Raw genomic sequence first — 22,609 nt, forward strand, 5'->3', positions numbered from 1 at the left:
GGCGCTAGCGTCGTCCCGTGCGCGCTATCCGTCGGTTCACCGTCCGTCCTGTCCTGCCCCCGGCCCTGGCCGCGTTGGGCGACCTCGCCGGCAACCTGCGGTGGTCGTGGCACCCCGAGACGCAGGACGTCTTCGCCGAGGTCGACCCCGGTCTGTGGGACGCCACCGGGCGCGACCCGGTGCGCCTGCTGGGGGAGGTGAGCCGCGACCGCTTCGACGAGCTGGCCGCCGACGAGGGCTTCCTGGAGCGGCTGCGGGTCGCACGCGCCGACCTCGAGCACTACCTGACCGACGACCGCTGGTACCAGCGGCGCGTGGCTGCCGACGGCGGGTCGGGCGGACCCGGCCCGCGTGCGATCGCCTACTTCTCTCCCGAGTTCGGCATCACCGCGGTGCTGCCGCAGTACTCCGGTGGCCTCGGCATCCTGGCCGGCGACCACCTCAAGGCCGCCAGCGACCTCGGCGTCCCGATCGTCGGCGTCGGGCTGCTCTACAAGCACGGCTACTTCAAGCAGTCGCTGTCGCGTGAGGGCTGGCAGCAGGAGACCTACCCCGTCCTGGACCCCGACGAGCTGCCGATCTCGCTGCTGCGCGAGCCCGACGGGTCGCGGGCCTCGATCTCGATCCAGATGCCCGACGGCCCCGACCTGGTCGCCCGCATCTGGGTCGCCAGCGTCGGCCGGGTGCCGCTGCTGATGCTCGACACCGACGTCGAGGGCAACCCCGACCACTACGTCGACGTCACCGACCGGCTCTACGGCGGCACCTCCGAGCACCGTCTGCGCCAGGAGCTGCTCCTCGGGGTCGGGGGCGTCCGCGCGCTGCGCGTCTTCTCGCGCATCACCGGTGCTCCCGAGCCCGAGGTGTTCCACACCAACGAGGGCCACGCCGGCTTCCTGGGCATCGAGCGCATCCGGGAGCTGACGGTGGCCGAGGGCGGGCCGGGTCTCGACTTCGACACCGCGGTCGAGGTCGGCCGCGCCTCCACGGTGTTCACCACCCACACCCCCGTCCCGGCCGGCATCGACCGCTTCCCGCGCTCGTTGGTCGAGCAGTACCTCAACGACGACGGCGGCGCGACCCCCGGCGTACCGACCGGGCGCATCCTGGCCCTGGGGGCCGAGGACTACGCCGGCGGTGACGCCGGTGTCTTCAACATGGCCGTCATGGGCTTCCGCCTGGCCCAGCGCGCCAACGGGGTCTCGAAGCTGCACGGCGAGGTCAGCCGCGGCATGTTCCAGGGCCTGTGGCCGGCCTTTGACGAGGCCGAGGTGCCGATCGGCTCGATCACCAACGGCGTCCACGCGCCGACCTGGGTCGCCCGCGAGGTCTTCGGGCTGGCGACCGTCCAGGGCGCCGACGGCGACGCCGACGACCCCGAGAGCTTCTGGAACGCCGTCGACAAGGTGCCGGCCACCGACGTCTGGTCGGTCAAGCGACTGCTGCGCGAGCGCCTGGTCGTCGACGCCCGCAAGCGGCTGGCCAGGTCGTGGGAGAAGCGCGGCGCGGCCAAGGCCGAGCTGAAGTGGATCGACGAGGCGCTCGACCCCGACGTGCTGACGATCGGCTTCGCCCGGCGTGCGGCGTCGTACAAGCGGCTGACGCTGATGATGCGCGAGCCCGAGCGCCTCAAGGCTTTGCTGCTGCACCCCGAGCGGCCGATCCAGCTCGTCATCGCCGGCAAGGCCCACCCGGCCGACGACGGCGGCAAGAAGCTCATCCAGGACATCGTGCGGCTCTCCGACGACCCCGAGGTCCGCCACCGCATCGTGTTCCTGCCCAACTACGACATCGCGATGGCCAAGCCGCTCTACCCCGGCTGCGACGTCTGGCTCAACAACCCCCTGCGCCCCTACGAGGCCTGCGGCACCTCGGGCATGAAGGCCGCGCTCAACGGCGGCCTCAACCTCTCGGTCCTCGACGGCTGGTGGGACGAGTGGTACGACGGCGACAACGGCTGGGCCATCCCCACCGCCGACGGCGTCGACGACATCGACAAGCGCGACGACCTCGAGGCCGCGGCCCTCTACGACCTGATCGAGAACGACGTCGCCCCCCGCTTCTACGACGTCGACCACGACGGGGTGCCGACCCGCTGGGTCGAGATGCTGCGCCACACCCTCAAGTCCCTGGGCCCCAAGGTGCTCGCCACCCGCATGGTCCGCGACTACGTGCGCCAGCTCTACGCCCCGGCAGCGGTCAACGCCCGCGCCCTCAACAACGACTACGCCGGCGCCCGCGAGCTCGCGGCGTGGAAGGCCAAGGTCAAGGCCGGGTGGCCCGAGGTGCGCGTCGAGCACGTCGAGTCCAGCGGTGTCGGCGACGCCGCCGAGGTCGGCGTGAGCCTCACCGTGCGTGCCTTCGTCTGCCTCGGCGACCTGGACCCCGCCGACGTCGAGGTCCAGCTCGTCCACGGCCGCGCCAAGTCCGACGACACCCTCGTCGACACCACCGCGGTCGCGCTGACCCGCGCCGAGTCCTACGACGGAGGCCGCCACCGCTTCGACGGCGAGATCGCCCTCACCCGCAGCGGCCCCTTCGGCTACACCGTCCGCATCGTCCCCAGCAACGGCCTCCTCACGTCGTACGCCGAGCTCGGGGTCGTCGCGACGGCCTAGGGTCACAGCACACCGGGCCCCTCGCAACAGACCGCCCCCAAAGGCCCGGCCCCTCAGGTCTCGCGCAGGACCACGACGCTGGGGCCCGACAGGGCCAGGACCTGGCCGTCGGTGACGGTGGCTCCGTGGGTGATGCCGGGGTCGGTGGACAGGACGACCTCGCCGGAGCGGGCCCAGCGGTTGGTCGGCAGGACGACGTCGACAGGGTCGGGGCCTGCGTGGAAGTACAGGACGAAGGAGCGGTCCGACTGCTGCTCGCCGCGGGGGCCGGGGGAGCGCAGGGGGGTGCCGAGGACGAACATGCCGAGGGTGCGCAGCGACTCGTCGTGCCAGTCGTCGGTCGTCATCTCGCGGCCCGCGGGGTGCAGCCAGGCGAGGTCCTTGGGGCCGCCGGTCATGGTCGGGCGGCCCTCGAACCAGTGGCGCTGGCGCAGCGCGGGGTGCTCGCGGCGCAGGCGCAGCGCGGCCTTGGTGACCTCGTAGACGTCGAGCCAGGCGTCGTCGCTGCGCCAGTCGATCCACGAGATCTCGTTGTCCTGGCAGTAGGCGTTGTTGTTGCCGCGCTGGGTGCGGCCGCGCTCGTCGCCGGCGGTGATCATCGGGACGCCGTTGGACAGGCACAGGGTGGCCATCAGGTTCGCCGCCGTACGACGTCGGCGCGCGAGGACGTCAGGGTCGTCGGTCTCGCCCTCGACGCCGTGGTTGGACGAGCGGTTGCCGTCGGTGCCGTCGCGGTCGTCCTCGCCGTTGGCCGCGTTGTGCTTGCGGTCGTAGGAGACCAGGTCGCGCACGGTGAACCCGTCGTGGGCGGTGACGAAGTTGACCGAGGCATAGGGGGAGCGTCCGTCGTCGGCGTACAGGTCCGACGACCCGGCCAGGCGCGTGGCCACCTCGCGGATGCCTGCGGTGCGGCCGCGCCAGAAGTCGCGCATCGTGTCGCGGTAGTGGTCGTTCCACTCGACCCACGGCGGCGGGCAGTTGCCGACGTTGTAGCCGTCCATGGTGGCGTCCCAGGGCTCGGCGATGAGCTTGACGCCGCGCAGCACGGGGTCCTGCCCGACCGCGGTCATGAAGCGCGAGCGCATGTCGAGCTCGCGGTCGGTGCGCGACAGGGCGGGCAGCAGGTCGAAGCGGAACCCGTCGACGTGCATCTCCTCGGTCCAGTAGCGCAACGAGTCGAGGATGACCCGCAGCGCGAACGGGTCGTCGGTGTCGACGGTGTTGCCGCAGCCGGTGGCGTCCCAGTAGACGTCCTCGACGCCGTCGCCGGGGTGGTCGGCCGGGCGGCGGTAGAAGCCGAGGTCGTCGTAGCCGCGGAAGGCCAGGCTCGGGCCGTCGGGGCCGGCCTCCGCGGTGTGGTTGTAGACGACGTCGAGGTAGACCTCGATGCCGGCGGTGTGGAACGCGCGGACCATCGCCTTGAACTCGGTCACCTGGGCGCCCCGGTCGCCGGTCGACGAGTACGCCGCGTGCGGGGCGAAGAAGCCGATGCTGTTGTAGCCCCAGTAGTTGACCAGCCCGCGGGCCGTCACGGCCGGCTCGGAGAGGAAGTGGTGGACCGGCAGCAGCTCGACCGCGGTGACGCCGAGGTCGCGCAGGTAGTCGGTGACCGCGGGCTCGGCCAGCCCGGCGTAGGTGCCGCGCAGGTGCTCGGGCACCCGGTCGTGCAGGGCGGTCATGCCCTTGACGTGCAGCTCGTAGATCACGGTGTCGCGCCACCGCTGGCGCCGGGGACGTTCCCCGCCCCAGTCGAACGTGTCGGGCCCCACGACGACGGCCACCGGCACCTGCCCGGCCGAATCGAGGTCGCTGCGCTGCCCGGGGTCGGCGAGGTCGTGGGCGTAGACCGACGCGTCCGGTACCAGCCGCCCGCTGATCGCGCGGGCGTAGGGGTCCAGCAGCAGCTTGGCGGGGTTGAACCGGGAGCCCGCCGCGGGTTCCCAGGGCCCGTCGAGCCGGAAGCCGTACGCCGTCCCGGGGGTCACCCCGGGAAGGGCGCCGTGCCACGTGCCGAGGGTGTGCTCGGTCAGCGCGTGGCGCGTCTCGACGCCGGCGTCGTCGAGGAGGCAGACCCAGGCGCGGGTCGCCCGCGGCGCGTGCACCGCGAAGTTGGTCGACTCCTCGCCCCAGGTCGCGCCGAGCGGCTCGAACCGCCCGGGCCACACGGGTGCCCGCTCCCCGAGCTGGCTCCAGACTCCAGGGGACACCCGGTGAATGATAGGGAAGGGTGCGTCCCGGCGTCGCCGAGCGACCGACGAGAGGAACAGACCATGGGTGAGTTCGTACGGCTGGAGGTCGCCGACGGGGTCGGCACGATCCGGCTCGACCGGCCGAAGATGAACGCGATCAGCGTCCAGGTGCAGGGTGAGCTGCGCGAGGCGGCCGCCGAGGCCACCGAGCGCGACGACGTGCGGGCGGTCGTCGTCTACGGCGGCGAGCGCGTCTTCGCCGCGGGCAACGACGTCAAGGAGATGGCCGACCTGTCCTACACCGACATGGTCAAGATCTCGGCCTCGGTGCAGTCCGCGGTGACCGCGGTCGCCCGCATCCCCAAGCCCGTCGTCGCCGCGGTGACCGGCTACGCCCTCGGCGGGGGCTGCGAGCTCGCGCTCGCGGCCGACTACCGCATCGCCGCCGACGACGCGACGTTCGGTCAGCCCGAGGTGCTCCTCGGCATCATCCCCGGGGCCGGCGGCACCCAGCGGCTGACCCGGTTGGTCGGCCCCAGCAAGGCCAAGGACCTCATCTTCACCGGGCGCTTCGTCAAGGCCGACGAGGCCCTCGCGATCGGCCTGGCCGACCGGCTGGTCCCCGCCGCCGAGGTGTACGACGCCGCGGTGGCCTGGGCGGGGCAGTTCACCCGCGCCGCGGCGTACGCCCTGCGTGCGGCCAAGGAGAGCATCGACCGCGGGCTCGAGGTCGACCTCGACACGGGCCTCGAGATCGAGCGGATCCAGTTCGCGGCCGCGTTCGCCACCGCCGACCGGACCACCGGTATGCGATCGTTCCTGGAGAACGGTCCGGGCAAGGCAGAGTTCGAAGGGCGCTGACGACGATGGCAGACGACACGACGACACAGCAGGACACGGCGACGGCGGCCGCCACCAAGCGCCGTCCGTGGCAGCGGGGTTCCGGCGGTTCCGGCGGTTCAGGCGGTTCCGGCGGCCCGGCCCTCGACGCCACCAGGCTGCGCGCGGTCCTGGCGCAGGTGCTGTGGGGCGTGTGCGTGCTGTTCGCGCTGATCCTGGCGGTGGCCGTGCTGCTGATCGCGGTCGACGCCAACGTCAAGAACGACCTGGTCCTGTGGGTCATCCACCGGGCCGACGACGTCGACCTGGGGTTCTTCGACCTCAACAACCCCGTCAAGGACTGGGACCTCGCCGAGACCAACCCCGCCGAGGACGTCAAGACCGCGCTGTTCAACTACGGCATCGCCGCGATCATCTGGCTCGGGCTGGGCAAGTTCCTCGACAAGGTCGTGCGCGCCTGAGCCTCGTCGCGGGCCGGTCGGACCGCCTTGGATCGTTCACACCGACCGCCGCGGCGTGATGTCGCGCACGTCACCCGCCCCGGGCTGCGGATGGGTGGTCCCAACGCGTTGACACGGCGGTAACCTGCGGGTGTCTAGCAGCCGCATCATCTGGATCGGGCCGCCCGCGTGCGTCCTGCCCACCGAGTGCATCAGGAGGGGCCCTCCGGGCCACACCACCATGAACATTGTCGTCTGTGTGAAGTACGTTCCCGACGCCACCGCCGACCGGCGGTTCGAGTCGGACAACACCGTGGACCGCGTCGGCGTCGACGGGCTGCTCTCCGAGCTCGACGAGTACGCCGTGGAGCAGGCCCTCCAGATCAAGGAGAAGGCTGACGGCGACGTCACCGTGACCGCGCTGTGCGTCGGTCCCGAGAAGGCCGTCGACGCTGTCCGCAAGGCCCTGCAGATGGGTGCCGACCAGGGCGTCCACGTCACCGACGAGGCCATCGCGGGTTCCGACTACATCGCGACCTCGCTGGTGCTGGCCAAGGCCATCGAGAAGATCGGCATCCCCGACCTGGTGATGTGCGGGATGGCGTCGACCGACGCCTCCGGCAGCGTCGTGCCGGCCATGCTCGCCGAGCGTCTCGACCTGCCGCAGGTCACGTTCGCCGCGGTCGTCGAGACCCAGGGCGACCAGGTCCGCGTCAAGCGCGACGGCGACATCGCCACCGAGGTCATCGGCGGCACGATGCCGCTGGTCCTGTCGGTCACCGACCAGACCGGCGAGGCGCGCTACCCGTCGTTCAAGGGCATCATGGCGGCCAAGAAGAAGCCGCTGGAGACCTACTCGCTCAGCGACATCGGTGTCGACCCCGCCCAGGTCGGCCTGTCGGTGGCCTGGAGCAGCGTCGAGGACGCCACGGCGCGTCCGCCGCGGACCGCCGGCGAGATCGTCAAGGACGAGGACGGGTCGGGTGCCTCGGCGCTCACCGAGTTCCTCGTGTCCAAGAAGTTCATCTGAAGTCGCGAGGAGCCACACATGTCTGAAGTCCTGGTCGTCGTCGAGCACGTCGACGGCGCGGTCAAGAAGCCGACCTACGAGCTCCTGACCATCGCGCGTCGCCTCGGCGAGCCGTCCGCGGTGTTCTTCGGCTCGGCCGACAAGGGTGCCGAGGCGGCCGAGAAGCTCGGCCAGCACGGTGCCGACAAGGTCTACGTCGTCGACGACGCCGAGATCAAGGGCTACCTCGTGGCCCCCAAGGCCGAGGCCCTGCAGCAGCTGGTCGACAAGACCTCGCCCGCCGCGGTGCTGTTCGTCTCCGGCTACGAGGGCAAGGAGATCGCGGCCCGCCTCGCCATCAAGATCGGCGCCGGCCTCATCACCGACGCCGTCGACGTCGAGGAGGGCGCGGTCACCACGCAGAGCGTGTTCGCCGGCAGCTACACCGTCAAGGCCAAGGTCAACCACGGCGTGCCGCTGATCACGGTCAAGCCCAACTCGGCCCCCGTCGAGGAGGTCGGCGCCGCCGGCACCGTCGAGGCGTTCACCGCGACCATCTCCGACAGCGCCAAGAAGGCCCAGATCGTGGCCTCGCAGCCCCGCAAGGCCTCGGGTCGCCCCGAGCTCGCCGAGGCGGCCATCGTCGTGTCCGGAGGTCGCGGCACCGGCGGCGACTTCGCCCCGATCGAGGGCCTGGCCGACGCGCTCGGTGCCGCCGTCGGCGCCTCGCGCGCCGCGGTCGACTCCGGCTGGATGCCGCACAGCTTCCAGGTCGGCCAGACCGGCAAGGTCGTCTCGCCGCAGCTCTACGTCGCCAACGGTATCTCCGGCGCCATCCAGCACCGGGCCGGTATGCAGACCTCCAAGACCATCGTCGCGGTCAACAAGGACGAGGAGGCACCGATCTTCGAGCTCGTCGACTTCGGCGTCGTCGGTGACCTCCACAAGGTCCTGCCCGCCGCCACCGACGCCATCGAGGCGCGCAAGGGCTGACCGGCCCTCGTCGTACGACGCCCCGCCGTGTCCTCCGGGACGGGCGGGGCGTCGTCACGTCTACGGCCCGTCTACGGCCCGTCTACGGCCCGTCTAGGGCGCGTCGCGCAGGTCGCCGTCGTCGCTCGGCTCGACGCCGGGGTCCTCGGTCGGATCGGTCCGAGGGTCGTCGGTGAGGTCGTCGGGCAGGTCGTCGGCCGGCTCCTCGCCGAGGTCGTCGGTGGGGTCCTCGGTCGGGTCGCCCGGGTCCTCGCTCGCGTCGTCGGGTCCCTCGGACCCACCGGAGCCGCTGGGACCGCTGCTGGGGTCGTCGTCCGGCGACGACGACGGCCCGGACCCGGGTGAGCCGGTCGCGGGCTGGTCAGGCGCGTCACCGGTGTCGGTGTCACGGGGCCCGGCCGGGTCGTCGTCCTGGGGTGCGGTGGTGGTGTCGTCGCCGCCCGACCCGACGGGCACGTCCTGGGCGGCGGGCGGCTCGGACTGCGTCCCGGCCCGGGCAGGCTTCGGGGGCACTGTGTCCTGGCGCCCGGCCGGCGTGGGCGACGGCGCGGGGGAGGTCGTCGGCGTGGTGGTGGTCGGGCTCTGGGCCGGCCCGGGCGCGTCCGGGCGCCGAGGGTCGTCGTCGGTGCGCACGCCGTACTGGACGGCGGCGACGACCGCTGCCGCGGCGACCGCCGCCAGCACGGCTCCCACCTCGGGGCGCAGCCCGCCCAGGCGGGGCACGGACCGGGGGACCAGCCGCGACATCAGGCCGGACGCGGTCGGACCGGGCAGCAGGGGAGCGCCGGCGAACAGCGCGAGCATCTCGGGGCCGGGCTGCGCCGGGCCCGCCACCACTCCGGCGCGGGTGGCGGCCAGCCGGTCGGCCAGCTCGCGCAGGTCGGGCGGCAGGTCGGGGGGCGTGCTGCCGAGCGCGCCCTGCAGGACCTGCTCGGACTCGAGGTGGGTGATCATCGCGCTGCCCTCTCGTGGGGATGGGTCGGGGGCGTGGAAGCAGGAGCGGCACCAAGGGCGCGCCGCAGGGAGTCGAGGCCGCGGCGCTGCAGCGACTTGACCGTGCCCGGCCGCTTGCCGAGCACGCCGGCCACCTCCTCGATGGACAGATCGGCGACCAGGCGGAGCAGGATCACGTCGCGTTGGTCGGCGGTGAGGTCGTCGACCAGGCGCAGCAGGTCGTCCTGGGCCGCCCGGCCGATCACGAAGTCCTCCGCGCTCGGCGCGAGCGCGGACCCGTCGTCGGCGGGGGACCAGGAGACGACGGCGACGCGTCGCGACCGACGCCTCAGGTCGTCGGACACGCGTCGCCGGGCGATGGTGAACAGCAGGGCCCGGAAGCCGGCGACGTCACCCTCGAAGTCGCCGACGCAGCGGAAGGCCGCGAGGAAGACGTCGTTGGTGACCTCGTCGGGGTCGGCGGCGCCGCGGGCCCGGGCGAAGGCCGCGACCGCCCCCGAGAACTGGTGCCAGAGCGACGCGAGCGCCGACGAGTCGCCCTCCCGTGCTGCGCGCAGGAGGGCGTCGAAGGCGCTCGCGTCGGTCTCGTCGCTCACGGTCGGAGGGGTGCCCCGTCCGAGGTCGTCGCGGTCGTCAGCCGCACCTGGTCAGCCGACCGTCCACCACGACGAGCCGCGCATCGCGACAGCGCCGCCCGCGGACTGCATCCGTCCGTTGTCGTCGCTCTCGTTGCTCCCGTCGTCGTCGGAGTCCTCGTTCTCGTCGTCGTCGCAGTCGTCGCTGGCCGAGTCGTCCTCGTCCTCGTCGTCGACGGAGTCGTGGTCGGCGTCCTCGTTGCCGTCCTCGACGCCGTCGTCGTCGCTGTCGTCGTCGTGGACCCGGGTGCCGTTCTCGTTCTCGTCCTCGTCGTCGACGCCGTCGGAGTCGGCGTCCGGGTCGTCGGCGACGCAGGTCTCGGTGGCGTCGTCCTCGTCCTCGTTGTCGGTGCCGTCGTGGTCGGCGTCCTCGTCACCGTCGACCGTGCCGTCGTCGTCGGTGTCGGCGTCGTCGGGGTCGGTCGAGGCGCTGCCGTCGGTGACCTCGTCGCCGTCGTCGTCGCCGTCGTTGTCGCTGTCCTGGTCGCGGGGGTCGAGGTGGCGGCGGTACTCCGCGATGTTGCGCAGCCCGTCGTGGTCGGCGTCGCCGCCGGCGTTCGCGCGCTGCGGGTTGAGGTGGTGCACCCGCTCCCAGCGGTTGGGCATGCCGTCGCGGTCGCTGTCGGCGCGGGCCGCCGACGCCGGGCTCGCGAGCCCGAGCGCCAACGGGGCCGCCATGGCCGCCAGGCCGGAGGCGACGAGGGCGACGGAACGGCGGTGGAAGGGGGAGCTGGTCATGAGGGCCTCCGGGGCTGTGTGTGGGGGGCGTACGGGGTTCTGTGACGAAGATCGCCCGGGAGCCCCCTCAGGATACGGCCGCGCGCGATCTGGCGTGCGTGGTCCAGACATGTTGGGCTGACACGACCGTCCTTCACGGTGGTCGAGGAGGTCGTGACAGACCGACCGTCACCCACGGTGGTCGAGGAGGTCGCGCTAGCGACCGTCTCGAGACCCACGACCCCCAACCAACCCAAGAAACTCATCCACAAATCTCTCGCTCAGACTTTCGAATGCAGACAATCACGGCGTAGAATGAACGCATGAGCACCCGCACTAGGACCCGTAGCAGCGACCCGCTGCTGGAGTCCGTGCGCGCACAGTGCGACGACGAGTCCAGGGCCCAGGTCGCGAAGCTGAACGCCGTTCTCGACTGGGCGATGGTCAACACCGCTGACGCCGAGGAGACGGCAGCGTTGTTGGACCCGATGGAGGAGCCGGCGCTGCACCTGGGTGGCGCGGGGTGTCCGGTGATCGGTGAGTACGCCGCCCTCGATCTGGCGTTGTCGTTGGGGATGTCGTTGGGGATGTCGACCGACGCGGGTCTGGCCTACCTGGGCAAGGCGTTGGAGCTGCGCTACCGCCTCCCGCGCCTATACGCCCGGGTGGTGAACCGCGAGGTGCCGGTGTGGAAGGCGTTCCGCGTCGCCGAGCACACCACCGACCTCCCTCTGGCCGGAGCCGGGGACGTCGACAAGGACATCGCCCCATTCCTGCACACCTGCTCCTGGGCGCAGGTCGACCGCGCCGTCGACGCAGCGAGGGCCAAGCACGACCCCGACGAAGCCGAACGCCGTAGGAAGAAGGCCGCCGAGCACCGCCACGCCGACGTCCACCTCGGTCACGCCAACACCTCGGGGACCGTCGAGATGACCGCGACGTTGGACCTGGCCGACGCGATCGACCTGGAAGCGGCGTTGAAGAACGGCGCCCAGGCGCTGGCCGACCTCGGCTCTACCGAGTCACTGGACGTGCGCCGCTCACAGGCTCTAGGCGAGATGGGCCGCCAACAGCTCGCCCTGGACCTGCTCACCGGTGGCACTGGGCGTGGGGTCACGCTGTACGCGCACCTGGACGCCGAGCACCCCGACCTGCCCGGGTTCCTGGACAACACCTGGTCCCCGGTCCTCATCCAGCAGATCCGCGCCTGGTGCCAGCAAGCCGGGACCAAGGTCACGATCAAGCCGGTCATCGACCTCGCCGCCGACCCGTCCACCGAGGCCTACGAGCCCACCGACGCCATCCGTGAGCTCGTACGACTCAGGGACCACACCTGCGTGTTCCCCGGCTGCACCAGGCGCCGCGTCGACCTCGACCACATCGTCCCGTTCTCAGCCGGTGGTCCTACGTCGGCCCACAATCTCGCGATGCTGTGCCGACGACACCACCGCGCCAAGACCCACTCCCGGTGGCGCTACGTGATGCTGCGACCTGGGCTCCACCACTGGACCAGCCCCACCGGCGCGACGTTCCTCGTCGACCGCAGGCCACCACTACTCCGCCCACCACGCCGACGACCCTGAACGCCCCACCGACCCCGCCCAGCACCACCACGGCGGGGTCACCGGCACGCCCACACCTCCTCGACCACCGTCGGGTGACGTGGTGGGCCGACCCGACCACACGGAGGTTGAGGAGGCCGCCCGCGGCCGTCACGAGACCACCCAGCCGCAGGGCTCAGGTCAGGCCGACCATGTCAGCGCCGGTCGGCGGGGGTCTCGAGACGGTCGCGGGCGACCTCCCCGACCACCGTGGAGTCGAGCCGGCAGCGCCGGTGACAGCGGTCTCGAGGCTCGGTCGCGGGCGACCTCCTCGGCCACCGCGCGCAGTCGGCCCGGACCCCTCAATCGCGCCGTACAGCCTCGGCGATCACGGGCAGGAGGACGTCGTAGGCCTCGCCGGTCAGGTGCAGCCCGTCGGGGAGGAACGCACCGCCGCCCAGCGGCTCGAGGAGCGCGGGGGTGTCGACGACGACGAGCGAGCCGGTGGCGTCGAGCGCCGCGACCGCGGCGCCGCCGTGGGCGGCTGACTCCGGGAGCGGGGGCAGGAGGTAGACCCAGCGGGCGGGGCGGACCCGGGCGGCGACGTCGGTCAGGGCCGCTCGCACCGACTCGGGGGCGATGGCGTGCACCGGCATCCCGTCGTTGGTGCCGATCGAGAGCACCACGACGTCGGTCGGTGTCACCGGGACGCGCACGGCCTGCGCCGCGACGTCGGTGGCGACGGCGCCGCCGACGGCGGCGTTGACCACGTCCGGACCGATCCGGGGGAGCGCCCGCTGGAGCCGGGCGAGATGACTGTCACCGAGCAAGACGACCCGCACACGCCGATCCTGCCGCACTAGCCTCGACGACGTGAGCACCACCGACCCCACCCACGACGTCCGCGCGCTGGCGGCGCGCGCCCGCGAGGCGTCGTACGACCTGGCTCTCGCGACCCGCGCGGCCAAGGACGCCGCGCTGCACGCGATGGCCGACGCCCTGATGGAGCGCGCTGCCGAGGTGCTCCACGCCAACGCGGAGGACGTCGCCGCCGCCGAGGCCGAGGGCACCCCTGCCAACGTGGTCGACCGGCTGCGGCTGACCGACGAGCGGCTCGCGGGGATGGCCCAGGGACTGCGCGACGTCGCCGGACTGCCCGACCCGGTCGGCGAGGTGGTGCGCGGCAGCACCCTGGCCAACGGGCTCGAGCTGCGGCAGGTGCGGGTGCCGTTCGGGGTGGTCGGGATGATCTACGAGGCGCGGCCCAACGTCACGGCCGACGCCGCCGGGATCTGCCTGAAGTCCGGCAACGCGGTGCTGCTGCGCGGCAGCCGCAGCGCCGCAGCCTCCAACGCCGCGATCGTGGCGGTGCTGCGCGATGCCGTCGCCGGCAGCGGCCTGCCCGCCGACGCCATGCAGCTGGTGCCGGCCGACACGCGCGAGACCGTCACGGCCCTGATGACCGCCCGCGGCCTGGTCGACGTGCTGATCCCGCGCGGGGGAGCGGGCCTGATCCAGAGCGTCGTCGACGGGTCCACGGTGCCGGTCATCGAGACCGGCGTCGGCAACTGCCACGTCTACGTCGACGCCAGCGCCGACCAGGACCAGGCGCTGGCCGTCGTGCTCAACGCCAAGACGCACCGCACCAGCGTCTGCAACGCCGCCGAGTCGCTGCTCGTGCACGCCGACCTCGTCGACACCTTCCTGCCGCGTGTCGTGACCGCGCTGCAGGAGGCGGGCGTCACCGTGCACGGTGACCAGACCGTCGCACGCCTGGCCGGCGTCGTCGCCGCCACCGACGACGACCACGCGCGCGAGTACCTCTCGATGGACATCTCCGCGGCCGTCGTCCCCGACGTCGACGCGGCCGTGGCCCACATCCGCCGGTTCTCCAGCGGGCACACCGAGGCGATCCTCACCCGCGACCAGGCGTCGGCCCGCCGGTTCGTCGCGGCCGTCGACAGTGCCGCGGTCCTGGTCAACGCCAGCACCCGCTTCACCGACGGCGGCGAGTTCGGGTTCGGCGCCGAGATCGGGATCAGCACCCAGAAGCTGCACGCCCGCGGCCCGATGGGGCTGCCCGAGATGACGTCGACCAAGTACGTCGTCACGGGCGACGGGCACGTCCGCTGAGGCCGGGAGCCCGGCAGGTAAGGTCCTACCGTGCCTGACGCTGAGCGCGCGACCCACGCCGACCCAGCCGTCGAGCGGTTCTGGACCGGGGCCACCGTGATCACCCTCGTGCGCACGGTGGCGTCCTTCGTGCTCTGCCTGGTCGGTCTGTGGCAGCAGGAGCTGGCGTGGCTCGTCGTCGGCCTCGGGGTCTACTGGCTCGGCGACATGGCCGACGGCGCCTACGCCCGGCTGCGCGACTGCGAGACCCGCATCGGCGGTGTCGTCGACATGCTGTGCGACCGCATCAACTGCGCGGCGTTCTACCTCTGCTTCGCCTCGCTGCAGCACGAGATGATCCTGCCGGTCGCGGTCTACCTCTTCGAGTTCATGGTCATCGACTTCTTCTTGTCGCTGGCATTCCTCGCCTGGCCCATCCGCAGCCCCAACTACTTCTACGAGATCGACCAGCGCATCTACACCTGGAACTGGTCCAAGCCCGCCAAGGCCGTCAACTCCTCGCTGTTCGCCGTGCTGCTGCTCGTGACCGGCTGGTGGTGGCTCGGTCTGGCGATCGCCACTGGACTGCTCGTCCTCAAGTGCGTCTCGCTGCGCTGGCTCCTCCAGCTCGGGCTGCCCGTGCCCGAGCGGATGACCCAGCCCGTGGTGGCCTAGCCCGCCGTGGTCCTGCTCTGGCTGAGCATGTTCGGTCTCAGCATCGCCTCGGCGCTGCTGCCGTTCCTGCCCATGGAGGCGATCATCGTGGGCGGGGCCGCGGCCCAGCCCGGCGTGCCCGCCGCGATCTCGCTCGGCATCGCCGCGGGCGCAGGGGCCACGATCGGCAAGCTCGTCTGGTACCACCTGGCCCTGCGGGGGGCGAACTCGGCGTGGGCGCAACGCAAGCTGAGCTCGCCCAAGGTCAAGGCCGGTTTCGAGCGCTGGACCGCGCGCATGGAGGGACGACCGGCGTACGCCGGGGGCGTGATGTTCATCGCCGCCTCGGCCGGTGTCCCGCCGCTGCTCGCGATGGCGGCCGTGGCCGGGGCGCTGCGGATGCCGTTGTGGGTGTTCGTGCCGACGGTGCTGGTCGGGCGCTCGCTGCGCTTCGGGCTGCTCTTCCTCGGCGCCGACCTGGCGCTGCACTGATGGGTGGGTCCCGTGGCGGTCGTCGGGCGCACGGGGCGATAGGCTGCGGTCATGTCGCTGAGCACCCTTCCGGCCCTGCTGTCGGCCGCCGCCGCCGAGTCCGAGCAGCTCTCCGACCCGGCCGTCCCAGCCTGGGCCATCGGCCTGCTGGCCTTCGGCATCCTGCTGTCGCTGCTGATCGGGCTGGTCGCGTTCGGCGGAGGACGCGAGCACTCCTGACGTGCGCCGGATGAGGGTGGCCGGATGAGGGTGGCCGCGTGAGGGTGGCCCGATGACCGAGCCGACCGGTCGGCGCCGCATCGGCGTCATGGGCGGCACGTTCGACCCCATCCACCACGGCCACCTGGTGGCGGCGTCCGAGGTGCAGTCGTGGTTCGACCTCGACGAGGTCGTCTTCGTGCCGACGGGTCGACCGTGGCAGAAGTCCGACCGCACCGTGTCGCCCGCCGAGCACCGCTACCTGATGACGGTCGTCGCGACCGCCGCCAACCCGCGGTTCCAGGTCTCGCGCGTCGACATCGACCGGCAGGGGCCGACGTACACGATCGACACCCTGCAGGACCTCGCCGAGCAGTACCCCGACGCCGACCTGTTCTTCATCACCGGCGCCGACGCCCTGTCGGAGATCTTCAGCTGGCGCGACGCCGGTCGGCTCTTCGAACTGGCCCACTTCGTCGGCTGCACCCGACCTGGGGCCGACCTGCCGTCGGCCACCGTCGAGGCCATCCCGCGCGACCGCGTCACCCTGCTCGAGGTGCCGGCCCTGGCCATCAGCTCGACCGACTGCCGCGAGCGGCAGCGCGCCGGCCGTCCCGTCTGGTACCTCGTGCCCGACGGTGTGGTCCAGTACATCCACAAGCACCACCTCTATTCGGAAGCCTGAGTCCCCTTCATGACAGCCACCGACCACGCCCTCGAGCTCGTCGTCGCCGCCGCCCGTGCGTGCAGCGACAAGCTTGCGCAGCAGATCATCGCCTTCGACGTCAGCGAGCAGCTCGCCATCACCGACGCGTTCGTGCTCGCCTCGGCGACCAACGACCGCCAGGTCAAGGCCATCGTCGACGAGGTCGAGGACAAGCTGCGCGAGATCGGCGCCAAGCCGATCCGCCGCGAGGGCGAGCGCGACGGCCGCTGGGTGCTCATCGACTACGGCGAGATCGTCGTGCACGTCCAGCACGAGGAGGAGCGGCAGTTCTACGCCCTCGAGCGGCTGTGGCGCGACTGCCCGATGATCAAGCTGCCCGCCGACGTGGTCTCCCACGAGCGGTGAGCGACGGCGTCCGCACGCTCGTCCTGCTTCGCCACGGCCGCACGCCGTGGAACCACGAGGGCCGCATCCAGGGCCACCAGGACGTCGGTCTCGACGACGAGGGCCAGGCCCAGGCCCGTCGTACGGCGCCCGCGATCGCGGCGCTCGAACCGACCCTGATCTGGTCCTCCGACCTCGAGCGCACCCGCCAGACGGTCGCGCCGATCGTCGAGGCGTGCCGGGTCGAGGCCGACTTCGACCCCCGGCTGCGTGAGTTCGGGTTCGGGCCCTACGAGGGCCTCAGCCACGCCGACCTCGAGGCGCGCGACCCCGCGAGCCACGCCGCCCTGCGCCGCGGCGACTACGAGTCCGTCACGCACGCCGAGGACACCGCCGCCGTGCGCGACCGGATGGTCGCGGTGCTCTCCGACCTCCTGTCCGCGCTCGAGCCCGGCCAGACCGGTCTCGCCGTCAGCCACGGCGCCGCCCTGCGCCTGGCCACCGGCGCCCTGCTCGGATGGCCCGAGCACCAGTTCCGCACGCTGCAGGGCCTGCACAACTGCGGCTGGGTCGTCCTGCGCCAGCACGCGCACGACGGCCTGCTGCGCCTCGAGGCCTACAACCGCACCGCCTGACCCGCCGTGAGGGGACCCGATTTCACATCGTCGGGAGAGGTTGGCTAAAGTACGACGAGTTCGCGGGGGTGTGGCGCAGCTGGTAGCGCACCTGCATGGCATGCAGGGGGTCAGGGGTTCGAGTCCCCTCACCTCCACCCGAACACGAGGCCCGGTCCGTCAGGACCGGGCCTTCGTCGTTGTCCACGGTGGCTGAGGTGCGAGCGCAGCGAGCCTCGAAGCCCAGGTGCGGTCGGCGTGTGGGGCGCAGCTGGTAGCGGCTGTGCTGGAGGGGCATGCAGGGGGTCAGGGGTTCGATTCCCCTCACCTCTGTCGTTCTCAGCACCGCGTTGGGCATGTCGGGTGGCCACGGCCGACCGGACGGCTGCGCTGATGGGCTCACGCTCCGGCTCCACATCGGTGACCGTCATGCCGTCCTCGTCCTTGGTGATGATCAACTGCGTGAACCCGGACCGGTCCATGGACCGTCGAAGTGCTGCAGCGGCACTGCTCGATGTCGCCCAGAGCCCCTCTGTCTCGGTCGGGAACGGGGCCTGTTGCCGCTCGCGTTGACACGTACGCACGTTGGTCCGAGCATCAACCGGACGAAGCGCGAATGCAACAACCGGATCCGGTCGAACGACGTCACAACAGCGCTGGGGCCAGGCAGCCGCTTAGAGCCATTGGCCTGGTCCATGGCGGTCCGATTGAAACTCTCGGGGCCGCAGCTATAGCTCACAGAGTCAGACTGTGACATCTCGTGTCCATCCGCTGCCATAATGCGAACGAACTGGTAGGTCTCGAAGTGAGAACAAGCTGGAAAGTCCTTGCGTCCGCAGTAGCGGTCGGTCTAGTCATTGCCCTTGGTGTCTCACTCGGGAAATTATCTGCCTCCCCGGCGGGTTCGCGTCAGCAACGCGCCCCGCTGCCCGCTGCTGCCGTACCGGAGGAGGCGACGCCGCCACAGCTGTTTGCCTCCGGTCCGCTGACAGTGCTAAACCCCTTCCTCGTGGATCGGACAGATAAGCGACTGGTCCTGGATTTCTCGCGGGACGCAGCAGCGGCGGAACGCGCGCTTGCCTCCATCGGGGATGCTCTTGACGGATACACGATAGCAATCGAAGGAATGTCCGTAGCTGGATCGGATGCTCGACGTGCTCGTGATAAGTCCGACGCGAGCAACTTGGCGGTCCCCGCAATGCCACTCCGGGACTGTGCCGCGAGGTTCTTCTCCATCACGGTCGTGGCGACGCCGTTCGCTGGCTGTGAACCGGTTGCTCCGTCCACAGATCCCCTACGCCTCGGTCGGATCACGGAGGCCGTCGAATACTCGTTGTCTGGACTGGTCGGCCAGCTGTTCACCGGTGTGAGGATCACTAATGACACCACGACGCCCGGCGGCGTCATCGTTACTGCTCCCAATGATCTGCTGACGGCGACGGTTGGGGCAATGCCGCCGTCCTTGGACATCGGGGAGCTTCTGTATCTGAACGCGTTTTCGGACCGTTCAGTCACTGCCGTGAGACTTGGGTCTGGCAGTGACTGTCTCAGGATGGCGTACGCAACCGGAGGTGATTCATGCCCAGGGGTTGTGACTCGAAGCGAATTTGCGGAGGTATGGAAGTGAACGTACGTCGGCTTGGACGGCTAGCATTGAGCTTCATGGTAGCGGTGTGTGCGCTCATCACATTGAGCGTCGCCCCAAGTCAAGCGGACGAGCAGTATGACCCGCCGAGCGGCACCTGGAACGGCAAGGTCGTATACATGTCTCGTGCGTGTCACGACCGCGGCAGTGGTGCGTGTATCACGAACTACGGGTGTGATGGGGCGGCGGGCCTGACCTATAGCGAGAACCTCGGCTCGAGGAACATCATTCGCAAGGCGACCTACGGCGGTGGCGGTCAGTTCAACCTTCTCGAGCGCGGTTATCGCGTTGTGATTGGCAACGGGTTACTGCAGGAGAACATCAACAATTCTAACGCTCGGAATATCGCAGTCCACATGCCAGTCCATAGCGATGCTCCGGGAGATGGCCAACTGCATTGTCCGGGTAACGATCCCAGCATTTTCGGGACGCTTGGCCTCTATCGATACACGGGACAGCGCAACTGCGCAAACATGATCGTTAGCCACCTTGGGCCGATGGGTCCCGGTCCCAACGACGTGATGCTCTCTAAGACGGATCTCGGCGAACTGAATTACGTAGACGCGGTAACCTGTTATGTCGAAGCGGAGGCCCACACTTGGGCTCGTGGCGTCAACTGGCTCCGTGAAGGTGCAGAGGACGGAGGGTGGTCGTGGGCGCTCGGGTATGTCATCGACGACTATTTGAACTGTCCGTAGGTTTCATCGCTGTTCTGGCCGTCGTGGTCGGTTGTTCCACACCAAAGCAGAGCGCGCCGTCGGCTGACAGCAGTAGCGTCCCAACGGCGACTGTGACAGACGGAGTCACGGTTGAACTGCCGGAAACTGTGGGTGTTGACGAGCAGGCTCCAGTCAAGGTCACAGCGCTTGCGCCGAATGCTTACTACTACGTCGCACAGTGTGTGGCGTCGTCACAACCAATTACGAGTCTCCTGAGTCGGTGTGATGTCAGTAAGTCCCGGATCGTTCAGGCCGAGGAGTCGGGTCAACTGAACACCGACATCCGGCTGCACGGTGCGATCCTGCTGGCCGTGGATGGAGGGAGGAGAGAGTTCGATTGTCTCGAATCGAGCTGCGTCGTCGCCGTCGGCGAGGCAGACAACGGTCCGGCGCTCGTGACCACTGAAGCAATTCAGTGGGATGGTTCGCAAGCTACGCCGCGGCCGACGCTGCAGGCGACCAATGCGACGACCGGAGAGTCACGTGACACTTTCGAGGTCACCGGATCCGGGTTCATGCCCGGTGAGCGTGTGTCTTTGGTGCAGTGTCCCGTGGCCATCGACTTCGTGGAGACTAGCGCTTGCCGATATGACGGTCCCGCTTATCAGGTCCGTGCGACTTCGTTCGGGTCAGTCACTCTACGAGCGACAGCAGTGCGCTATCTCCGTGGCTCCGGAGGGAAGAGGATTGACTGCGCCCGCCAAAGGTGCGGATTCGCCTTCCTGCCCGGAGACAAGACCTCTTCAAGGATGAGTTGGGCGGGTTTCGGCTTCCCCGCCTGATCCTCTGGGACCTCGAGGACGCGGCATCAGCCTGATCGACCGAAGCGCCAGTGAAGGGCCGCTCATGGCGCGTCAGTCCGAAAACTCAAAACCTGCACTCTTTCGGGACCGTCGAACGGGCTTGCTGATCTGGCCAATCTCTCGCCGGCTTCGTAGGCCGCGATCACTGCCCTGGTCTGGCCCCTCATTGAAGCGGAACGCTCGAGTCGAAGTCTGGCGTGACGGCTTTGCAGGAGTAATCGGAACGGAGGCCACTCCTTTGACAACGTCCCAAAGTCGTTTCGAAGTTGGTCCCGTTAGCCCGGATCGTTCACGGCTCGGCGGCCTGATCGGCGTGTAGAAGCACGGAAGTGCCCGTCCTGCTTGGGATTCTTGTTCTTGCGACAGTCCAAGAAGCTCGAGCTGGAGGGCACTCCGTAGGTGAAGCGTACTTCGTGGTCTACAGGCTTGTCCGTGTCCGCTGATGGTGGCGGCGTGGTGGCCCACGCGGGCAGCGTTGCGACTCGGCTCCTGGCCGACCGGACCGGGCTGACGGACGAGTTGTCCAAGGCGATGACCCGCCGCAACTTCAACCCCGGTCACGACCGCGGGCGGGTGCTGAGCGATGTTGCGGTGATGCTCGCCGACGGCGGTGAGGCGATCGCCGACATCGACGTGCTGCGCCACCAGAGCAGCGTGCTCGGCCCGGTCGCGTCGCCGCCGACGGTGTGGCGGACTCTGGACGAGGTCACGCCTGGAGGGTTGAAGAAGATCCAGAACGCGCGGGCCCGGGTCTGCCGGCACGTCTGTGCCCAACTGTCTGGTGGTGTCCCGGCCAGCCGGGTGGCGGGGACGGCCCTCGATGACGACCTGATCGTGCTCGATACCGACGCCACGATCGTGGTCAGCCATAGTGAGAAGGAGAACGCAGCGCCCACGTTCAAGCGGACCTTCGGGTTCCACCCGCTCGGGGTGTGGTGCGACAACACCAGCGAGTTCCTCGCTGCGAAGCTGCGTGCTGGGAACGCCGGGTCGAACACTGCGGCTGACCACATCGAGGTCCTCACCGACGCGATCGCCCAGATTCCCGGCACCCACCGCCGCAAGGTGCTGATCCGTTCCGACGGTGCCGGCGCGTCCCACAAGCTGCTGGACTGGCTCACCGAGCAGAACCAGGTCCGTGGCCGCAGGGTGGAGTACAGCGTCGGCTTTGCGATCACCGAGAAGATCCGTGACGCGATCGACCTGGTCCCCAAGAAGGTCTGGGCACCGGCACTCGATGCCGACGGGGGCGTGCGTGAGGGCGGTGACGTCGCCGAGCTCACCGGCCTGCTCGACCTGACCAAGTGGCCGGATGGGATGCGCGTCATCGTGCGCCGCGAACGCCCGCATCCCGGTGCGCAGTTGTCGCTGTTCGAGGAACGCGACGGGTGGCGCTACCAGGTCTTCGTCACCAACACCAAGGTCGGCCAGCTCGCCTTCCTCGAAGCGCGCCATCGTGCCCACGCTCGGGTCGAGGACCGCATCCGGCACGCCAAGGACTCCGGCCTGGGCCGGTTCCCCTCGCGAGAATTCGACATCAACCAGGTCTGGCTTCTGCTGGTCCAGATCGCCGCCGACCTGACCGCCTGGACCCGGCTCCTCGCGCTGGTCGGCGACGCCAAGATCCTCGCTACCTGTGAGCCCAAGGCGCTGCGCTACCGCTTCCTTCACGTCCCCGCCCGCCTCATCCACAGCGGCCGGCGACGACGGTTGCGGATCCCCGAATCGTGGCCATGGGCGGCCGCGATCGTCGCGGTCTTCGCGAACATCACTGCGATCCCGCAACCAGCCTGACTCGACCCGCCCGCCAAACACATCACGACCCGGAGAACCGCAGCCCGGCAGCGCCAGCCGGTCCAACGTCGTACCTGTGGACCATCACCGACTCACCTCACGCAGCGATGCCGTCGTCGACGACGTCATGAAAGACCGGGGTTAGGACCACCAGAACACGCTGGGCCCGGTCCGTCAGGACCGGGCCTTCGTCGTTGCGGCTGCACGGTGGCTGAGGTGCGAGCGCAGCGAGCCTCGAAGCCCAGATGCTCAGGCCCCCGGCGTCGAGCCGCCGGCCACCTCGTAGTTCCAGACCTCGCTGTGGGTCGACACCGGGCGCGGGGCGTCGCCGCCGGCACGCTCGGCGGCCGAGCGGTGACCCTCGGCGAAGCCGGGGGAGGACAGCCACGCCTGGAACGACTCCTCGTCGCGCCAGCGGGTGATGACGAGCCACTGGTCACGGTCGTCGGTGGGCTTGAGCAGCTCGAAGCCCTCGAACCCGTCGGCGCCGTCGACGGCACCCGCGCGGGCGGCGAAGCGGTGGGCGAGCTCGTCGCCGGAGCCGGCGGGGACGGTGATGGCGTTGATCTTGATCGTGGTCACGGACCCCAG

At 70.2% G+C, this 22,609-nt stretch carries 22 protein-coding genes and 1 tRNA gene; 17 read left to right on the plus strand and 6 right to left on the minus strand.

Annotated features, from left to right (window positions below; translation table 11 throughout):
• Window positions 1–17: 17 nt before the first annotated feature.
• Complete coding sequence (glgP, locus tag FZC61_RS03840; RefSeq protein WP_148612735.1) at window positions 18–2,618, plus strand: alpha-glucan family phosphorylase; 2,601 nt, start codon at window positions 18–20, stop codon at window positions 2,616–2,618.
• A gap of 53 nt (window positions 2,619–2,671) precedes the next feature.
• Here glgP and glgX read toward each other — a convergent pair whose 3' ends face one another.
• A complete protein-coding gene (gene glgX, locus FZC61_RS03845) occupies window positions 2,672–4,825 on the minus strand; it encodes a glycogen debranching protein GlgX (protein ID WP_148612737.1) in 2,154 nt (717 codons plus the stop codon).
• Between the two features lie 63 nt (window positions 4,826–4,888).
• Here glgX and FZC61_RS03850 point away from each other — a divergent pair, with 63 nt between their 5' ends.
• The 4 genes from FZC61_RS03850 (at window position 4,889) to FZC61_RS03865 (ending at window position 8,089) form a co-directional block, all read left to right on the plus strand.
• Window positions 4,889–5,668, plus strand: a complete 780-nt coding sequence (locus tag FZC61_RS03850; protein ID WP_148612739.1) for an enoyl-CoA hydratase/isomerase family protein — start codon at window positions 4,889–4,891, stop codon at window positions 5,666–5,668.
• Between the two features lie 5 nt (window positions 5,669–5,673).
• Window positions 5,674–6,108: a hypothetical protein gene (locus tag FZC61_RS03855; protein ID WP_246142509.1), complete on the plus strand. Its 435-nt coding sequence runs from the start codon at window positions 5,674–5,676 to the stop codon at window positions 6,106–6,108.
• 238 nt (window positions 6,109–6,346) lie between these two features.
• On the plus strand, window positions 6,347–7,117 hold the full coding sequence (locus tag FZC61_RS03860) for an electron transfer flavoprotein subunit beta/FixA family protein (protein WP_246142510.1): 771 nt from the start codon (window positions 6,347–6,349) through the stop codon (window positions 7,115–7,117).
• Window positions 7,118–7,135: 18 nt separating this feature from the next.
• Window positions 7,136–8,089, plus strand: coding sequence for an electron transfer flavoprotein subunit alpha/FixB family protein (locus FZC61_RS03865; RefSeq protein ID WP_148612743.1), 954 nt, complete (start codon window positions 7,136–7,138; stop codon window positions 8,087–8,089).
• A 93-nt stretch (window positions 8,090–8,182) separates the two neighbouring features.
• Here FZC61_RS03865 and FZC61_RS03870 read toward each other — a convergent pair whose 3' ends face one another.
• The 3 genes from FZC61_RS03870 to FZC61_RS22935 are packed head-to-tail and all read right to left on the minus strand — an operon-like array spanning window position 8,183 to window position 10,416.
• Window positions 8,183–9,043, minus strand: a complete 861-nt coding sequence (locus FZC61_RS03870; RefSeq protein ID WP_148612745.1) for a hypothetical protein — start codon at window positions 9,041–9,043, stop codon at window positions 8,183–8,185.
• The gene (locus FZC61_RS03875) at window positions 9,040–9,639 is read right to left on the minus strand and encodes an RNA polymerase sigma factor (RefSeq protein WP_148612747.1); all 600 of its coding nucleotides are present in this window, start codon (window positions 9,637–9,639) and stop codon (window positions 9,040–9,042) included. The genes FZC61_RS03870 and FZC61_RS03875 overlap by 4 nt, the downstream gene beginning before the upstream one ends.
• Window positions 9,640–9,690: 51 nt before the next feature.
• Window positions 9,691–10,416, minus strand: coding sequence for a hypothetical protein (locus FZC61_RS22935; protein WP_170285968.1), 726 nt, complete (start codon window positions 10,414–10,416; stop codon window positions 9,691–9,693).
• A 302-nt stretch (window positions 10,417–10,718) separates the two neighbouring features.
• Between FZC61_RS22935 and FZC61_RS03885 the strand changes: the two genes are divergently transcribed.
• A complete protein-coding gene (locus tag FZC61_RS03885) occupies window positions 10,719–11,978 on the plus strand; it encodes an HNH endonuclease signature motif containing protein (protein ID WP_148612748.1) in 1,260 nt (419 codons plus the stop codon).
• A 320-nt stretch (window positions 11,979–12,298) separates the two neighbouring features.
• Here FZC61_RS03885 and FZC61_RS03890 read toward each other — a convergent pair whose 3' ends face one another.
• Window positions 12,299–12,778 carry an SGNH/GDSL hydrolase family protein gene (locus FZC61_RS03890; protein WP_148612750.1) on the minus strand — a complete coding sequence of 160 codons (480 nt, stop codon included), beginning with the start codon at window positions 12,776–12,778 and terminating at the stop codon, window positions 12,299–12,301.
• 31 nt (window positions 12,779–12,809) lie between these two features.
• Between FZC61_RS03890 and FZC61_RS03895 the strand changes: the two genes are divergently transcribed.
• The 11 genes from FZC61_RS03895 to FZC61_RS03940 all read left to right on the plus strand — a co-directional run bounded on the left by FZC61_RS03895 (window position 12,810) and on the right by FZC61_RS03940 (window position 22,018).
• A complete protein-coding gene (locus FZC61_RS03895; RefSeq protein ID WP_148612753.1) occupies window positions 12,810–14,069 on the plus strand; it encodes a glutamate-5-semialdehyde dehydrogenase in 1,260 nt (419 codons plus the stop codon).
• 30 nt (window positions 14,070–14,099) lie between these two features.
• Window positions 14,100–14,723 carry a CDP-alcohol phosphatidyltransferase family protein gene (locus FZC61_RS03900; protein WP_148612755.1) on the plus strand — a complete coding sequence of 208 codons (624 nt, stop codon included), beginning with the start codon at window positions 14,100–14,102 and terminating at the stop codon, window positions 14,721–14,723.
• Window positions 14,724–14,729: 6 nt separating this feature from the next.
• Entirely contained in the window at window positions 14,730–15,194 is a 465-nt protein-coding gene (locus tag FZC61_RS03905) for a VTT domain-containing protein (protein ID WP_148612757.1), read from the plus strand.
• A 51-nt stretch (window positions 15,195–15,245) separates the two neighbouring features.
• Window positions 15,246–15,413: a hypothetical protein gene (locus tag FZC61_RS22940; RefSeq protein ID WP_170285969.1), complete on the plus strand. Its 168-nt coding sequence runs from the start codon at window positions 15,246–15,248 to the stop codon at window positions 15,411–15,413.
• A 52-nt stretch (window positions 15,414–15,465) separates the two neighbouring features.
• On the plus strand, window positions 15,466–16,077 hold the full coding sequence (gene nadD, locus FZC61_RS03910) for a nicotinate-nucleotide adenylyltransferase (protein WP_148612759.1): 612 nt from the start codon (window positions 15,466–15,468) through the stop codon (window positions 16,075–16,077).
• Window positions 16,078–16,086: 9 nt separating this feature from the next.
• Window positions 16,087–16,464: a ribosome silencing factor gene (gene rsfS, locus FZC61_RS03915; RefSeq protein ID WP_148612760.1), complete on the plus strand. Its 378-nt coding sequence runs from the start codon at window positions 16,087–16,089 to the stop codon at window positions 16,462–16,464.
• The gene (locus FZC61_RS03920; protein ID WP_170285970.1) at window positions 16,461–17,078 is read left to right on the plus strand and encodes a histidine phosphatase family protein; all 618 of its coding nucleotides are present in this window, start codon (window positions 16,461–16,463) and stop codon (window positions 17,076–17,078) included. Before rsfS ends, FZC61_RS03920 begins: the two co-directional genes overlap by 4 nt.
• Before the next feature lie 64 nt (window positions 17,079–17,142).
• A tRNA-Ala gene (locus FZC61_RS03925) sits at window positions 17,143–17,215 on the plus strand.
• A gap of 602 nt (window positions 17,216–17,817) precedes the next feature.
• The gene (locus FZC61_RS03930; RefSeq protein WP_148612765.1) at window positions 17,818–18,684 is read left to right on the plus strand and encodes a hypothetical protein; all 867 of its coding nucleotides are present in this window, start codon (window positions 17,818–17,820) and stop codon (window positions 18,682–18,684) included.
• Window positions 18,685–18,728: 44 nt separating this feature from the next.
• Window positions 18,729–19,400 carry a hypothetical protein gene (locus FZC61_RS03935; RefSeq protein ID WP_148612767.1) on the plus strand — a complete coding sequence of 224 codons (672 nt, stop codon included), beginning with the start codon at window positions 18,729–18,731 and terminating at the stop codon, window positions 19,398–19,400.
• A gap of 1,223 nt (window positions 19,401–20,623) precedes the next feature.
• Window positions 20,624–22,018 carry an IS1380 family transposase gene (locus tag FZC61_RS03940; protein ID WP_148612769.1) on the plus strand — a complete coding sequence of 465 codons (1,395 nt, stop codon included), beginning with the start codon at window positions 20,624–20,626 and terminating at the stop codon, window positions 22,016–22,018.
• A 249-nt stretch (window positions 22,019–22,267) separates the two neighbouring features.
• Here FZC61_RS03940 and FZC61_RS03945 read toward each other — a convergent pair whose 3' ends face one another.
• A complete protein-coding gene (locus FZC61_RS03945) occupies window positions 22,268–22,600 on the minus strand; it encodes an antibiotic biosynthesis monooxygenase family protein (protein ID WP_148612771.1) in 333 nt (110 codons plus the stop codon).
• Window positions 22,601–22,609: the final 9 nt, after the last annotated feature.

Source organism: Nocardioides rubriscoriae (assembly GCF_008087085.1).
GTDB classification, from domain to species: Bacteria; Actinomycetota; Actinomycetes; order Propionibacteriales; family Nocardioidaceae; genus Nocardioides; species Nocardioides rubriscoriae.

What these genes read in the sequence shown, in the direction of transcription:
- FZC61_RS03850 (WP_148612739.1), top strand. Translation starts at nt 4,889, where the DNA reads ATGGGTGAGTTCGTACGGCTGGAGGTCGCCGACGGGGTCGGCACGATC.
- FZC61_RS03855 (WP_246142509.1), top strand. Translation starts at nt 5,674, where the DNA reads ATGGCAGACGACACGACGACACAGCAGGACACGGCGACGGCGGCCGCC.
- FZC61_RS03865 (WP_148612743.1), top strand. Translation starts at nt 7,136, where the DNA reads ATGTCTGAAGTCCTGGTCGTCGTCGAGCACGTCGACGGCGCGGTCAAG.
- FZC61_RS03885 (WP_148612748.1), top strand. Translation starts at nt 10,719, where the DNA reads ATGAGCACCCGCACTAGGACCCGTAGCAGCGACCCGCTGCTGGAGTCC.
- FZC61_RS03870 (WP_148612745.1), bottom strand. Translation starts at nt 9,043, where the DNA reads ATGATCACCCACCTCGAGTCCGAGCAGGTCCTGCAGGGCGCGCTCGGC.
- nadD (WP_148612759.1), top strand. Translation starts at nt 15,466, where the DNA reads ATGACCGAGCCGACCGGTCGGCGCCGCATCGGCGTCATGGGCGGCACG.
- FZC61_RS22935 (WP_170285968.1), bottom strand. Translation starts at nt 10,416, where the DNA reads ATGACCAGCTCCCCCTTCCACCGCCGTTCCGTCGCCCTCGTCGCCTCC.
- FZC61_RS22940 (WP_170285969.1), top strand. Translation starts at nt 15,246, where the DNA reads ATGTCGCTGAGCACCCTTCCGGCCCTGCTGTCGGCCGCCGCCGCCGAG.
- rsfS (WP_148612760.1), top strand. Translation starts at nt 16,087, where the DNA reads ATGACAGCCACCGACCACGCCCTCGAGCTCGTCGTCGCCGCCGCCCGT.